Raw genomic sequence first — 12,165 nt, forward strand, 5'->3', positions numbered from 1 at the left:
CTCAGCTGACCGCACCAGGAAGGACCTTCACCAGCAATGACCGACGAGAACACTCCCGTCACGCCTCTCGACGACGCGGACGCGGCCGGAATGCGCGTCGAGCCCGTCGGGCTCGAGACGGAGATGCAGCGCTCGTACCTCGACTACGCGATGTCCGTCATCGTCTCGCGTGCGCTGCCCGACGTCCGTGACGGCCTCAAGCCCGTCCACCGCCGTGTGCTGTACGCCATGTACGACGGCGGCTACCGGCCCGAGCGCGGCTTCTACAAGTGCGCCCGCGTGGTCGGCGACGTCATGGGCAACTACCACCCGCACGGCGACTCCTCGATCTACGACGCGCTGGTCCGCCTCGCGCAGCCGTGGTCGATGCGGATGCCGCTGGTGGACTCCAACGGCAACTTCGGCTCCCCGGGCAACGACCCGGCGGCGGCGATGCGCTACACCGAGTGCAAGATGGCGCCGCTGTCGATGGAGATGGTCCGTGACATCGACGAGGAGACCGTCGACTTCACGGACAACTACGACGGCCGCTCCCAGGAGCCGACCGTCCTGCCGGCCCGCTTCCCGAACCTGCTGATCAACGGTTCGGCCGGTATCGCGGTCGGTATGGCGACCAACATCCCGCCGCACAACCTGCGCGAGGTCGCCGCCGGTGCCCAGTGGTACCTGGAGAACCCGGAGGCCTCCCACGAGGAGCTCCTGGACGCGCTGATCGAGCGGATCAAGGGCCCCGACTTCCCGACCGGCGCCCTCGTGGTCGGCCGCAAGGGCATCGAGGAGGCGTACCGCACGGGCCGTGGTTCGATCACCATGCGCGCGGTCGTCGAGGTCGAGGAGATCCAGAACCGCCAGTGCCTGGTGGTCACGGAGCTGCCGTACCAGACCAACCCCGACAACCTGGCGCAGAAGATCGCCGACCTGGTGAAGGACGGCAAGGTCGGCGGCATCGCCGACGTCCGCGACGAGACGTCCTCGCGCACCGGCCAGCGCCTGGTCATCGTGCTGAAGCGGGACGCGGTCGCCAAGGTCGTCCTGAACAACCTGTACAAGCACACCGATCTGCAGACCAACTTCGGCGCCAACATGCTGGCCCTGGTCGACGGCGTGCCGCGCACGCTGTCCCTGGACGCGTTCATCCGCCACTGGGTGACGCACCAGATCGAGGTCATCGTCCGCCGTACGCGTTTCCGGCTGCGCAAGGCCGAGGAGCGGGCCCACATCCTGCGCGGCCTGCTGAAGGCCCTGGACGCCATCGACGAGGTCATCGCGCTGATCCGGCGCAGTGACACCGTCGAGATCGCGCGCGGGGGCCTGATGGACCTCCTGGAGATCGACGACATCCAGGCCAACGCCATCCTCGAGATGCAGCTGCGCCGGCTGGCCGCCCTGGAGCGTCAGAAGATCGTCCAGGAGCACGACGAGCTCCAGGCGAAGATCAACGAGTACAACGAGATCCTCGCCTCCCCGGTCCGCCAGCGCGGGATCGTCAGCCAGGAACTCGCCGCGATCGTCGAGAAGTTCGGCGACGACCGCAAGACGAAGCTGATCCCCTACGAGGGCGACATGTCCATCGAGGACCTGATCGCCGAGGAGGACATCGTCGTCACGGTCACGCGCGGGGGCTACATCAAGCGCACCAAGACCGACGACTACCGGGCCCAGAAGCGCGGCGGCAAGGGCGTACGCGGCACGAAGCTCAAGGAAGACGACATCGTCAACCACTTCTTCGTGTCCACCACGCACCACTGGCTGCTGTTCTTCACCAACAAGGGCCGTGTGTACCGGGTGAAGGCGTACGAGCTTCCCGACGCCGGACGCGACGCGCGCGGGCAGCACGTGGCGAACCTGCTGGCCTTCCAGCCGGACGAGACGATCGCCCAGATCCGCGCGATCCGCGACTACGAGGCGGTGCCCTACCTGGTCCTGGCCACCAAGGCCGGCCTGGTGAAGAAGACGCCGCTGAAGGACTACGACTCGCCGCGTTCGGGCGGTGTGATCGCGATCAACCTGCGGGAGCAGGAGGACGGCAGCGACGACGAACTGATCGGTGCCGAACTCGTCTCGGCCGAGGATGATCTACTGCTGATCAGCAAGAAGGCGCAGTCGATCAGGTTCACGGCCACGGACGACACGCTGCGTCCCATGGGCCGTGCGACCTCGGGCGTCAAGGGCATGAGTTTCCGCGAGGGGGACGAGCTGCTCTCGATGAATGTTGTTCGACCCGGTACGTTCGTGTTCACTGCCACAGACGGCGGGTACGCGAAGCGGACCGCTGTCGACGAGTACCGCGTCCAGGGGCGCGGCGGCCTCGGTATCAAGGCCGCCAAGATCGTCGAGGACCGCGGGTCCCTCGTCGGCGCGCTGGTGGTCGAGGAGACCGATGAGATCCTCGCCATCACGCTGTCGGGCGGTGTGATTCGTACGCGAGTCAACGAGATCAGGGAAACCGGCCGTGACACCATGGGCGTCCAACTGATCAATCTGGGCAAGCGCGATGCCGTGGTCGGCATCGCGCGTAACGCCGAGGCGGGACGCGAGGCGGAGGAAGTCGACGGCGACGTGGCCGTGGACGAGACCACCGACGGGGACGCGACCACCGGTACGGACGAGGGTGAGGCGCCCTCGGCCGAGTAGCACGAGGAGTGAGTCAGCGTGAGCGGAGCCACGGGCGCCGGGCCGGCCGGTACCAGTACGGAAACGGACGGCGGTGGCCGTGGCTCCGCCGCGCGGGCGACAGATCCGCACACGACCAATCTCAAAGCGATCAAGTCGCCCGCCAAGGACGCCTCCTCGTCCGACAGGCAGGGATCCCAGGGGGGAACCGTGACGGACACCCGAGGCACGCAGGCCGCGCCGGACAAGGGCGCGGCCGCTCAGACGGCCTCACCGCTGCCGGGGGAACGGCAGCCGCAGCAGCAGGCGGGCCCGTACCACCCGCCGCAGGCATACCCGGCGCAGGCCGGTACGTCGGCCGGCCAGACCGGCGCGGTACGACGCCCCCGCACGGGGGCGCGCACCACTCCGCGCGTGCGCAAGGCGCGCCTGCGCGTGGCCAAGGCCGACCCGTGGTCGGTGATGAAGGTCAGCTTCCTGCTCTCCATCGCGCTCGGCATCTGCACGATCGTCGCGTCCGCCGTGCTGTGGATGGTCATGGACGCCATGGGCGTGTTCTCGACGGTCGGCGGCACGATCGCCGAGGCGACCGGCTCCAACGAGTCGAACGGCTTCGACCTCCAGTCGTTCCTGTCGCTGCCCAACGTGCTGATGTTCACCACGATCATCGCGGTCATCGACGTCGTCCTGGCGACGGCCCTGGCGACCCTCGGCGCGTTCATCTACAACCTCTCGGCCGGTTTCGTGGGCGGCGTCGAACTGACGCTGGCCGAGGACGAATGAGCTGCTCACAGCGGTTTCTCCGGCTCCTCCGACAGCCTTCGGACAACCGATTTTGGGACTGCCCCGGTCGTGCGCTAATCTTCAGGGGTCAGCGCGCGGAACGCACACCGCAGAGCGCGGCGGGGCTATAGCTCAGTTGGTTAGAGCGCATCCCTGATAAGGATGAGGCCACAGGTTCAAATCCTGTTAGCCCCACCAGCGAGAAGACCCCCAGCCGGTATCGGTTGGGGGTCTTTCGCATTCATGGCTGACATCAGCCGATGAGGGGGCCTTCAGGAGCCTGCGCGTCCAGGAGGAAGCGGGAAGACCCCCGTCGGATGCCGACGGGGGTCTTCCGGTCTGGTGCGGTGGCCGTCGCCGGCCGGGGGAGTCGTCGTCGTGCCGTGGTGCTGTACGCAAGTTCGCCAGGACTCGGGGAAGCAGCGACGGCACGAGGAGGGCTCGGCAGGGCGTTCGCGGTCAGCGCTGGAGCGGGATGCGGCCGCTGACGGGTTCGGACCGGGAGGACGTCGTCTCGTCGGAGCAGCCCGAGGAGTCGGACTCCGCCGGGGCGTCGTCGAGGGGACTGTGCCGGCAGCCGGGGGACTTGCCGTGCGCCTCGGCGTGGATGCGCTGTTTCATCGTGGGGGGCAGCGCCCTGATCAGTGACCAGGACCAGAGGGGCACCGTCACTTCCGCCGTCCTGGGCGCGCTGTCGCTGTTGCGGGCCTTCTCGGTCTGCGGTACGGCCGCGGAGGCGGTCGTGGTGATGAGTCCGAGCGCCGTGCACAGCGCGAGGAAGGCGGTGACGATGGCGTTCCACAGCGTCATGACCTTGTTCCGGGCCATGGCCCCTCACTTTCGGGTTGGGCGATTTGCGTACTTTCCTCATGATGTGTATGGGGGTCCCGAAGTGGTGGACCGACGCCCGTGGCGCGTGGATGTTCAGATGAACACCACTCGGATGGACGCATGAAGGGAGAAAAGCTGTGGAGACGGGAGGCAAGCCGTGAAACGACCGCCCGTGAAGCGGTGATCGCCTCCCGGCCGGACGGCCCCGCTCCGCTTCCACCGCGCCAGAACCTGGGCGGTTCGCAGGGCCGACGCAGGTCACCGATCGGTATCGACCGGTGTGTATAGTCGGGCGCCAGAGGTCCCCTACGTCAACGAAAGACGAGGTCGCGCGGTGAAGAAGCTTCTCCTGGTCGCACTGGCCGCCATCGGCGGGCTCCTCGTGTACCGCCAGATCCAGGCGGATCGCGCCGAGCAGGATCTGTGGACGGAGGCGACTGACTCCGTGCCCACGGGTTCGTGAGTACCGAAATCCGACGCTGAACAGACCCCGGCCGCCCTCGCGGTCGGGGTTTTGTGTGTGGTGGGCCTTGTCGCGGCGCCTCGTCCACGGGGCAGGATGGGCCACACGGTGCGACGTCCGGGCAGCGACGAGGGGTGGCGCGTGAGGGGACGGCAGTGTACGGCGCGGGGGCGGGCCGGGGCAGGGCCCGGCCGGCGTCTGGTCGCCGGGTGCGCGGGCGTGGCGGTCGTGCTGGGGCTGGGGGGCGCTCCGCCGGGACAGGGGGCCCCGGCGTTCGAGACCGTCGGCCACACCGGCACCAGGGCCGCGGCCGGCGCCACCGGCCTCGCCGGGGGGCTCCGGTCGGGGCCCGGCGACACGGGGAGCTCCGGGAACCCCGGAACCTACGCCTTCGCCGAGGACGCGCGGAGCATCGAGGGTGCCGCGAGCGCCGCGGACGCCGTCGAACTGGTGCCCGGCCGGTCCTATCGGAGCACCCTCCCGGCGACCGGGAAGGTCTACTACCTCCTGCGCCTCGACGAAACCACCAATCTCTACGCCTCCGCGACCGCCGTCCCCCCGGCGGGCCGGGACGCCTCCGTCATCGACGGGATCAAGGTGTCCGTGCAGAACAGCGACGGCCGCTCCTGCGACACCGGCACGGCGAGCTTCGGCGCCGGCGGCAGCCCGCACCCGGTCGCCGCGTGGGCCGTGCGGGAGATCTCCCCCAGGAAGTCCCTGTGCGAGGACGCCGGTGCGTACTACATGACCGTCGAGCGTGCCGATCCGGACGGCAAGGGCTCCTCCCCCGAACCCTGGGAGATGGAGCTCACCACCGTGTCGGAACCCGCGCTGCGCACGGCCGGTGCGACACGTGCGCCCGAGGAGTGGAACTCCGCCCCGCCCGCTCCCGTCACGGGGGAGCCGGAACGGCGTGCGGGCGGGGAGGGATTCGCCCGGGCCACAGCCGTCGGCGAGGGAGTGTGGCGGGATGACATACGTCCCGGCCAGACCCTCTTCTACAAGGTCCCCGTCGACTGGGGGCAGCAGCTCCACGCCACCGCCGAGCTGGGCGGTCCGAGCCCGGACGCCGGCGGCTTCGTCGCCGCGGCGCTGGACCTGGACCTCTACAACCCCGTGCGCGGCCACATCGACGACCTGGGCATCAGCTACGGCGGCGGCCAGAAGGCGAAGAGCCTCGGGCCGCTGCGACCGGCCGCGTACGCCAATCGGTACTCCTCCGGCCGCCAGGTCACGGCGACGCGGTTCGCCGGCTCCTACTACCTCGTCGCCCACCTCACGGCGGAGGTCGCCGACGACTTCGGCGACGGTCCCGTGCCGTTGACCCTGCGGGTGAGGGTGAGCGGTGCGCCTCAGGACGGTCCCGAGTACGCGGGGCGGACCGCGCCGTCGGACGTTTTCACGGTCACGGCGGAGGACCGGGAGGCGGCGGCCGACGGCGGGAGCCCGGGGGACGGCACCGCGTACCGGCTGCTCGCGGTGGGCGGCATCGGCACGGGCAGCGCGCTGCTGGTGGGACTCGGCGTGTGGACGCTGGCGGCCCGGCGACGGGCCGTCCCGTAGCCCGGGTCGTGGTTCAGATCCGGGTGAGGGCCCAGAACCCCACGGCGTAGCAGGCCAGGGCCAGCAGCAGCACGGGGACGGCCACCTTCGCCGGGGGGCCGGGCCGGCGCCTGCGACGGCGGTGGGACCGGGGGGCGGCGGTGGGGTGCCGGGAGATTGCCCCGTCCGGATGCGGAACCCGCGGGGACTGGGCGGTGTATTCAGCAGTAGAGGCGTCGGGAGGCGCGGTCGGTCGTGGCAGGGGGGAGCGCAGCGGATGAGTCGGGTCGTGGGGGGAGACGGAGGGAGCGGCGTCGGCCGCCTGGTGCGGTGCGCCTTGTCGGGCCTGGTGCGGGCTCTGCGGGGCGTGTGCGGGGGGCGGAGGGGCGGCCAGGGGGGCGAAGGCGTCCATGGCGGCCAGGGGCGGCGGGAGAGGGAAGCTGCCCGTCTCGGACATGCCGGGCGGCCGCCGGGAGGATCCGGATGGTGCCGTGGGAGAGGTGACGTTCCGGCGCGGATCGGTGGGTACGGCGCCACCGTCCCCGCCCGCGCCACCGTACCCGCCGGTGTCACCGTCCCCGCCGGTGTCACCGTCCCCGCCCGTGGCGCGGCCCGGGGCGGGGGTGCCTGGACGGCCGGGGCCGGCAGCCGCTGCCGTGGGCGTCCGGGCGGGCGCGGGGCCGGGCGGGCGCTCGGGGACGTCCAGGGCGCCCGGAGAGCCCTGGGCGCCGGGTACGGGCGCGGCGGGGGCGTTCTCCCCGTCGGGGGTGGGGACGGATTCCTGCCCGGGCCCGTCCCCACCGGCGCGGCGGTGGACGTCCTCCCGGGGCCCGTGCCCCTCAGGGGCCGCGCCGCTCCCTGCCGGCCGCAGACCCGAAGCCGGCTTCAGCGGGCCGTCCGGGGCGAAGCCCGGGGGCAGCGGGCCGAGTTGGTCGAAGATCTCGATCAGTTCGTCGTCGGGGACGGGCTCCGGCAACAGCTCGGCGGCCGCGGCGAGCGCCTTGCGCGCCCCCGTGGCCGTGCGGAACCGCGCCGCGGGATCCGGCTGGAGCAGCATGGCCACGACCTGCCACAGCGGCTCCGGGATGCCCTGAGGAGCGCCGGGGGTGCCGTGGTCGGCGAAGTACTGGATGAGGGCCTTGGCGTCCGGCCTGGCGCCCTCCAGCAGATACAGCGCGACGAGGCCCACGGCGAACAGGTCGGAGGGGAAGTCGGGTTCCGATCCCATCATCTGCTCCGGCGCCAGATAACCCGGCGTGCCCACCACCAGGTTGGTCTCGGTCAGCCGGGGCTCGCCCAGCCGCATCGCGATGCCGAAGTCGGACAGCCGCAGCCGTGGTCTGCCCGTACCGGTGGCCTCCAGGAGCACATTGGCGGGTTTGACGTCGCGGTGCACGACGTCCTCCGCGTGCACCGCCGCGAGCCCCGCCAGCAGCTGGTCGAGCAGAGTGCAGACGAAGGCCGGAGGCAGGGGTCCGTAGTCGCCGACCAGGTGGACCAGGGAACCGCCGGCGACCAGGTCCATGGTGAACAGGACCTTGTCGTCGTCGGCGGCCCAACTGGTGGGAGCGAGGACATGGGGGTGATCGATCCGCAGGGCCTGCTCGCGGACGAAACGCAGCAGTGAGTGGGCGTCGCTCTGCAACAGCACCTTGGCGGCCACATAACGGCGGCGGCGGTGGTCCCAGGCGCGCCAGACGGCACCGACACCCCCGCGCCCGATCGGATCGACCAGTTCGTACCGGCCGGCGAAGACCTCACCCATGGCAGTACGTCGCTCCTCCCCCTGCGGTGTCCCCCTGTCCCTCCCCCTTCACGAGCGATACGACTCCCCCTGCGGCCCCCGTCTCTGCGCTGCGCCCCGGTCCCCGGGGGTTTCCGGCAGCCGATCCCCCTTCGGCCGCCGGACAGGGAGGTCAGTTCTGGTGGGACTGGTAGTGCGTGACGGCGTCGGAGGTGCGGCCGGCGCCGTAGACCCGGAGGAACTCCGCCAGTTCGGGATGGCTGGGAGCGAGGGTGTCGGCCGCGTCGATGATGTCGCCGGCGGCCGCCACCGAGCGCAGCAGGGACTGGATCTCGCGGACCACCCGCTTGACCGTGGGCGCGCCCGAACTGCTCGTCGTCTGCGTGGTGTTGCTGAGCACCGAACCCCCCTGCGACTTCTTGATCTCCTCCATGCGCTCGGTCGCCTCGGCCGCGCTGACGCTGCCGTCGGCGACCTGTCCCGCCAGGTCCTGCAGCAGCTGCACCCGCTGGACCACCGCCGGGTTGCCGATCTTCGCCCGCTGGCCGCTCATCAGCTGCGACAGCATCGGCGCGGACAGTCCCAGTACCCCCGCCAGACGAGCCTGGTTGAGGCCCAGGTCGTCTATGAGCCTACGGAAGAGCGCCCCCAGCGGCTCCCCGTACCAATTCCGCTGCAGTTCCCGCGCTCTGGCGGTGGCTTCCTGCTGTGCGGCGTCCATTGCGTCTCCCCATCGCTTCCCCATGAACCGCGGTTCGCTGTAGCGAACCACGCCGAGCATCTTACGGAGAGTGGTTGGTCACGGGGACCCCTCAATCTTTTTGCGGAATCCCCGGGGGGACCCGGTAGTCTGGTCCCGAGCGCCCGCCGGGAAGTGTTCTTCCAGGTGGACGCTTTCCTTCGGGGCCTTAGCTCAGTTGGTAGAGCGCTGTCTTTGCATGGCAGATGTCAGGGGTTCGACTCCCCTAGGCTCCACAACCAAACCCCTCCCACCTGCGGAAACGCGGTGGGAGGGGTTTGACGTTTCACGTGAAACGGCGCGGTGGGGCGGACGACACCCAGGTCGTCCGCCCCACCGCGCCGTTGCCGGTCGCGTCGCCCGTCAGGTCTCGTCGCGCCTGGCAGCCTCCTCGGCGGCCTCCTTGGCCTCGACCTCGGGGTCGAGCGCGCTCACGTCGCTGCCGTCCACCGATGTCAGCTTGGCCGAGCCCGACACGTCCGTCGCGGCGGGGGGCTCCACCAGCCAGTCCGGGTTGGCCTGCTTGTCCCACCACTTCCAGGCGGCGAAGGCGCCGCCGGCCACGGTGCCCAGGATGAGGACCATCCGCGCGGCACGGCCGACCTTCGCCCGCCGCTGCTGTTTGCGGACGATCTTCTGGATCTGCTGGGCCGACACCTGGCCGCGCAGAGCGGCCAGCGCGGCCGCACTGCGGGCCGCGGCCTCTTCCCTCGCGGGGCCGGCGGCGGCCATCGCCTGCTCGATCACGGGGCGGGAGTAGTCCGCCGCCTGCCGAGCGGCCGTGCGGGTGCGGCGGGCGGCCTGGTCGACCTTCGGTGGCACATGCGTCCGGGCCTGCTCCAGGTACGGCTGCACATGGGCGCCGTACTGGACGCGGGCCTGTCCTGCTGCCTGCGTCACCTTGGGCGCCAGCCGTACGCGGGCTTCCTGTGCGTAGTGCGCGGCCCTGACCTTGGCCGTGTCGGCGTAGGGCGCCACCACTTCCGCGGCGTGCAGCACGCTGTCCCTCGCCGAACCGGTCGCGGCGCGCACGCTGTCGATGCGGGTCACGGGTTCCTCCTCCTCGGTGGCGTACGGTATTTCGACTTTCCACCCTTTTACGGATCATGCCTGCCGGGTCGCCGTGAGGCATGCGCGGACGGGCATACGGGTGCCGGTGCAGTTGATCGATCGCGGTACGAAGTGCAATAGCGGATGAATCCGGAGCATCGGGAGCTTGTCGTCGACAATGCCACGGATCGCCGCCATGCGCCCCCGCCGCGGGGGTACTCGGCCCGTTTTCCGCAAGCGGAACGTCCCGGTTGCCCTCCTGTGCAGGCAGGCCGGGCGACTGGGCGCTCCGTCCGTGCGAGGATCAGGGAGTCACGGAAAGACGACGGAAGGCACATCGTGGCTGAGCAGCTCCACGCCACCCTGAAGACCAATCACGGCGACATCGAGGTCCGGCTCTTCCCGAACCACGCGCCGATCACGGTCAAGAACTTCGTCGAGCTCGCCAAGGGCGAGCGGGAGTGGACCCACCCCGAGACCGGTAAGAAGTCCACGGACAAGCTCTACGACGGCACGGTGTTCCACCGGGTGATCAGCGGCTTCATGATCCAGGGCGGTGACCCGCTGGGCAACGGCACCGGTGGTCCCGGCTACCAGTTCGAGGACGAGTTCCACCCGGACCTGCGCTTCGACAAGCCGTACCTGCTGGCCATGGCCAACGCCGGGCCGGGGACCAACGGCTCCCAGTTCTTCATCACCGTCTCCCCGACGGCGTGGCTGAACCGCAAGCACACCATCTTCGGTGAGGTCACCGACGCCGCGAGCCAGAAGGTCATCGACACCATCGCGTCGACGCAGACCAACCCGCGCACCGACCGCCCGCTGAAGGACGTGGTGATCGAGTCGGTCGTGATCCGCGAGGGCTGAGCACCTCGTCCCCGGAGTGCGAAAGCCCTCGAAGGGAACCAATCGCCCCGCTCATCCGTAAGGATGGGCGGGGCGGGGCTTTTCCACACGACCTAGGGGACGCCATGGACGACCAGGCTGCCGGCAGCGCGCAGGACGCCCAGCGCGTCCCTGTCTGCTATCGCCACCCGGACCGTGAGACCGGTATCCGCTGCACCCGGTGCGAGCGGCCGATCTGCCCGGAGTGCATGGTCGACGCCTCGGTCGGTTTCCAGTGCCCCGACTGCGTCCGCACCGGCGCGGGCACGGGACACGCGCCCACGGCCTCCGTGCCCCGCACGCTCGCGGGCGGAGCGGTCGCCTCCGACCCCCGGCTGATCACCAAGATCCTCCTCGGGATCAACCTCGCGGTGTTCATCGCCGTGCAGATCCGGCCCTCGCTGCTGGATCCGCTCGTGCTGGTCGGCGTCTGGCCGCCGGAGCCGTTCCTGCCCCGGGACGGGGTGGCCCAGGGTGAGTGGTACCGCCTGTTCACCTCGATGTTCACGCACGAGGAGATCTGGCACATCGGCTTCAACATGCTCGGCCTGTGGTGGCTCGGCGGGCCACTGGAGGAGGCCCTCGGCCGCGCCCGCTATCTCGCCCTGTACCTGATCTCGGGGCTGGCGGGCAGTGCGCTGACCTACCTGCTGGCCTCGGGCAGCACGGCCTCGCTCGGCGCGTCCGGTGCGATCTTCGGTCTGTTCGGCGCGATCGCCGTACTGATGCGCCGCCTCAACCAGGACATGCGTCCGATCGTCGCTCTGCTGGTCATCAACGTGATCATCACCTTCGGCTGGGGCAACATCGCCTGGCAGGCCCACCTCGGAGGGTTCGTCGCCGGTGTGGTGATCGGGTACGCGATGGTCCACGCCCCGCGGGAGCGGCGGGCGCTGGTGCAGTACGGCACCTGTGCGCTGGTGCTGGCCGCGGTCGTTCTGGTGACCCTGCTGAGGACGGCGCAGCTCACCTGAGCAACAGGGTTGTCCACAGAAGGTGGCGGATCTTGTGCACAGGGTGCGTGAGGGTGGATGCCCTGGGTGATCGTCCTGTTTCTGTGCAGGTCAGAGGGTGCGCGAACAGATTTTCGGTTGGTGGTGTTTCTGTCACACCGGCGTCAACCTTCGAGGGGTTATCCACAGATCGAGTCTGCTGTCCACATGTGGACAAGGCCTGTGGATAACTCAGGGGATAGCCCTGCCCAGAGCTGATGGACAGCCCTGGGCAGAGCGCCGCTCACCGTGCGGTGAGGGCTACTTCCACTGCGTGGAAACGCCGAATCCGGCGGCGATGAACCCGAAGCCCACCACGATGTTCCAGTTGCCCAGGGCGTCGATGGGCAGCGAGCCGTCGGTGACGTAGAAGACGACGATCCAGGCCAGGCCGATGAGGAACAGGGCCAGCATCACCGGCGCGACCCAGGCGCGGTTGGTCAGCTTGAGCGCGGTCGTCTGCTTGGCGGGCGGCGGCGTGTAGTCGGCCTTCTTGCGGATACGTGACTTCGGCACGAGGGTC

General features: G+C 70.0%; 11 protein-coding genes and 2 tRNA genes. 8 read left to right on the forward strand and 5 right to left on the reverse strand.

The features are described 5' to 3' along the window. The first annotated feature begins 36 nt into the window (after positions 1–36). The 3 genes from gyrA to ACZ434_RS18495 all read left to right on the forward strand — a co-directional run bounded on the left by gyrA (position 37) and on the right by ACZ434_RS18495 (position 3,594). Positions 37–2,634, forward strand: a complete 2,598-nt coding sequence (gene gyrA, locus ACZ434_RS18485) for a DNA gyrase subunit A (protein WP_468457004.1) — start codon at positions 37–39, stop codon at positions 2,632–2,634. Positions 2,635–2,652: 18 nt separating this feature from the next. After that, entirely contained in the window at positions 2,653–3,396 is a 744-nt protein-coding gene (locus ACZ434_RS18490) for a DUF3566 domain-containing protein (RefSeq protein ID WP_468457005.1), read from the forward strand. A gap of 121 nt (positions 3,397–3,517) precedes the next feature. Beyond that, positions 3,518–3,594 (forward strand) — tRNA-Ile (locus tag ACZ434_RS18495). Between the two features lie 261 nt (positions 3,595–3,855). On the opposite strand, the gene ACZ434_RS18500 is transcribed toward ACZ434_RS18495, so the two are convergent. After that, positions 3,856–4,224, reverse strand: a complete 369-nt coding sequence (locus ACZ434_RS18500) for a DUF6344 domain-containing protein (RefSeq protein ID WP_468457006.1) — start codon at positions 4,222–4,224, stop codon at positions 3,856–3,858. 337 nt (positions 4,225–4,561) lie between these two features. On the opposite strand from ACZ434_RS18500, the gene ACZ434_RS18505 reads away from it, so the two are divergent. Further along, the gene (locus tag ACZ434_RS18505; RefSeq protein ID WP_003999697.1) at positions 4,562–4,690 is read left to right on the forward strand and encodes a DLW-39 family protein; all 129 of its coding nucleotides are present in this window, start codon (positions 4,562–4,564) and stop codon (positions 4,688–4,690) included. A 96-nt stretch (positions 4,691–4,786) separates the two neighbouring features. Next, the gene (locus tag ACZ434_RS18510) at positions 4,787–6,253 is read left to right on the forward strand and encodes a hypothetical protein (protein ID WP_468457007.1); all 1,467 of its coding nucleotides are present in this window, start codon (positions 4,787–4,789) and stop codon (positions 6,251–6,253) included. 13 nt (positions 6,254–6,266) lie between these two features. Here ACZ434_RS18510 and ACZ434_RS18515 read toward each other — a convergent pair whose 3' ends face one another. Continuing rightward, positions 6,267–7,997 carry a protein kinase domain-containing protein gene (locus ACZ434_RS18515; protein ID WP_468457009.1) on the reverse strand — a complete coding sequence of 577 codons (1,731 nt, stop codon included), beginning with the start codon at positions 7,995–7,997 and terminating at the stop codon, positions 6,267–6,269. A 151-nt stretch (positions 7,998–8,148) separates the two neighbouring features. Continuing rightward, positions 8,149–8,697 carry a helix-turn-helix domain-containing protein gene (locus ACZ434_RS18520; RefSeq protein ID WP_189590515.1) on the reverse strand — a complete coding sequence of 183 codons (549 nt, stop codon included), beginning with the start codon at positions 8,695–8,697 and terminating at the stop codon, positions 8,149–8,151. A 181-nt stretch (positions 8,698–8,878) separates the two neighbouring features. Between ACZ434_RS18520 and ACZ434_RS18525 the strand changes: the two genes are divergently transcribed. Then, a tRNA-Ala gene (locus ACZ434_RS18525) sits at positions 8,879–8,951 on the forward strand. Positions 8,952–9,078: 127 nt separating this feature from the next. On the opposite strand, the gene ACZ434_RS18530 is transcribed toward ACZ434_RS18525, so the two are convergent. Beyond that, entirely contained in the window at positions 9,079–9,765 is a 687-nt protein-coding gene (locus ACZ434_RS18530; RefSeq protein ID WP_468457012.1) for a DUF5324 family protein, read from the reverse strand. Between the two features lie 339 nt (positions 9,766–10,104). Between ACZ434_RS18530 and ACZ434_RS18535 the strand changes: the two genes are divergently transcribed. Beyond that, positions 10,105–10,632 (forward strand): peptidylprolyl isomerase, encoded by a 528-nt coding sequence (locus ACZ434_RS18535; RefSeq protein WP_468457014.1) that lies wholly within the window; start codon positions 10,105–10,107, stop codon positions 10,630–10,632. A 104-nt stretch (positions 10,633–10,736) separates the two neighbouring features. Then, on the forward strand, positions 10,737–11,624 hold the full coding sequence (locus ACZ434_RS18540; protein WP_468457016.1) for a rhomboid family intramembrane serine protease: 888 nt from the start codon (positions 10,737–10,739) through the stop codon (positions 11,622–11,624). Between the two features lie 279 nt (positions 11,625–11,903). Here ACZ434_RS18540 and crgA read toward each other — a convergent pair whose 3' ends face one another. Further along, a complete protein-coding gene (crgA, locus tag ACZ434_RS18545; protein ID WP_030215376.1) occupies positions 11,904–12,158 on the reverse strand; it encodes a cell division protein CrgA in 255 nt (84 codons plus the stop codon). Between the last annotated feature and the right edge of the window lie 7 nt (positions 12,159–12,165).

The organism is Streptomyces sp. NPDC030893 (assembly GCF_055571535.1).

Excerpts from the sequence above, each read along its gene's own strand:
- gyrA (WP_468457004.1), top strand. The coding sequence starts at position 37 with ATGACCGACGAGAACACTCCCGTCACGCCTCTCGACGACGCGGACGCG.
- ACZ434_RS18500 (WP_468457006.1), bottom strand. The coding sequence starts at position 4,224 with ATGGCCCGGAACAAGGTCATGACGCTGTGGAACGCCATCGTCACCGCC.
- ACZ434_RS18510 (WP_468457007.1), top strand. The coding sequence starts at position 4,787 with ATGGGCCACACGGTGCGACGTCCGGGCAGCGACGAGGGGTGGCGCGTG.
- ACZ434_RS18515 (WP_468457009.1), bottom strand. The coding sequence starts at position 7,997 with ATGGGTGAGGTCTTCGCCGGCCGGTACGAACTGGTCGATCCGATCGGG.
- ACZ434_RS18520 (WP_189590515.1), bottom strand. The coding sequence starts at position 8,697 with ATGGACGCCGCACAGCAGGAAGCCACCGCCAGAGCGCGGGAACTGCAG.
- ACZ434_RS18540 (WP_468457016.1), top strand. The coding sequence starts at position 10,737 with ATGGACGACCAGGCTGCCGGCAGCGCGCAGGACGCCCAGCGCGTCCCT.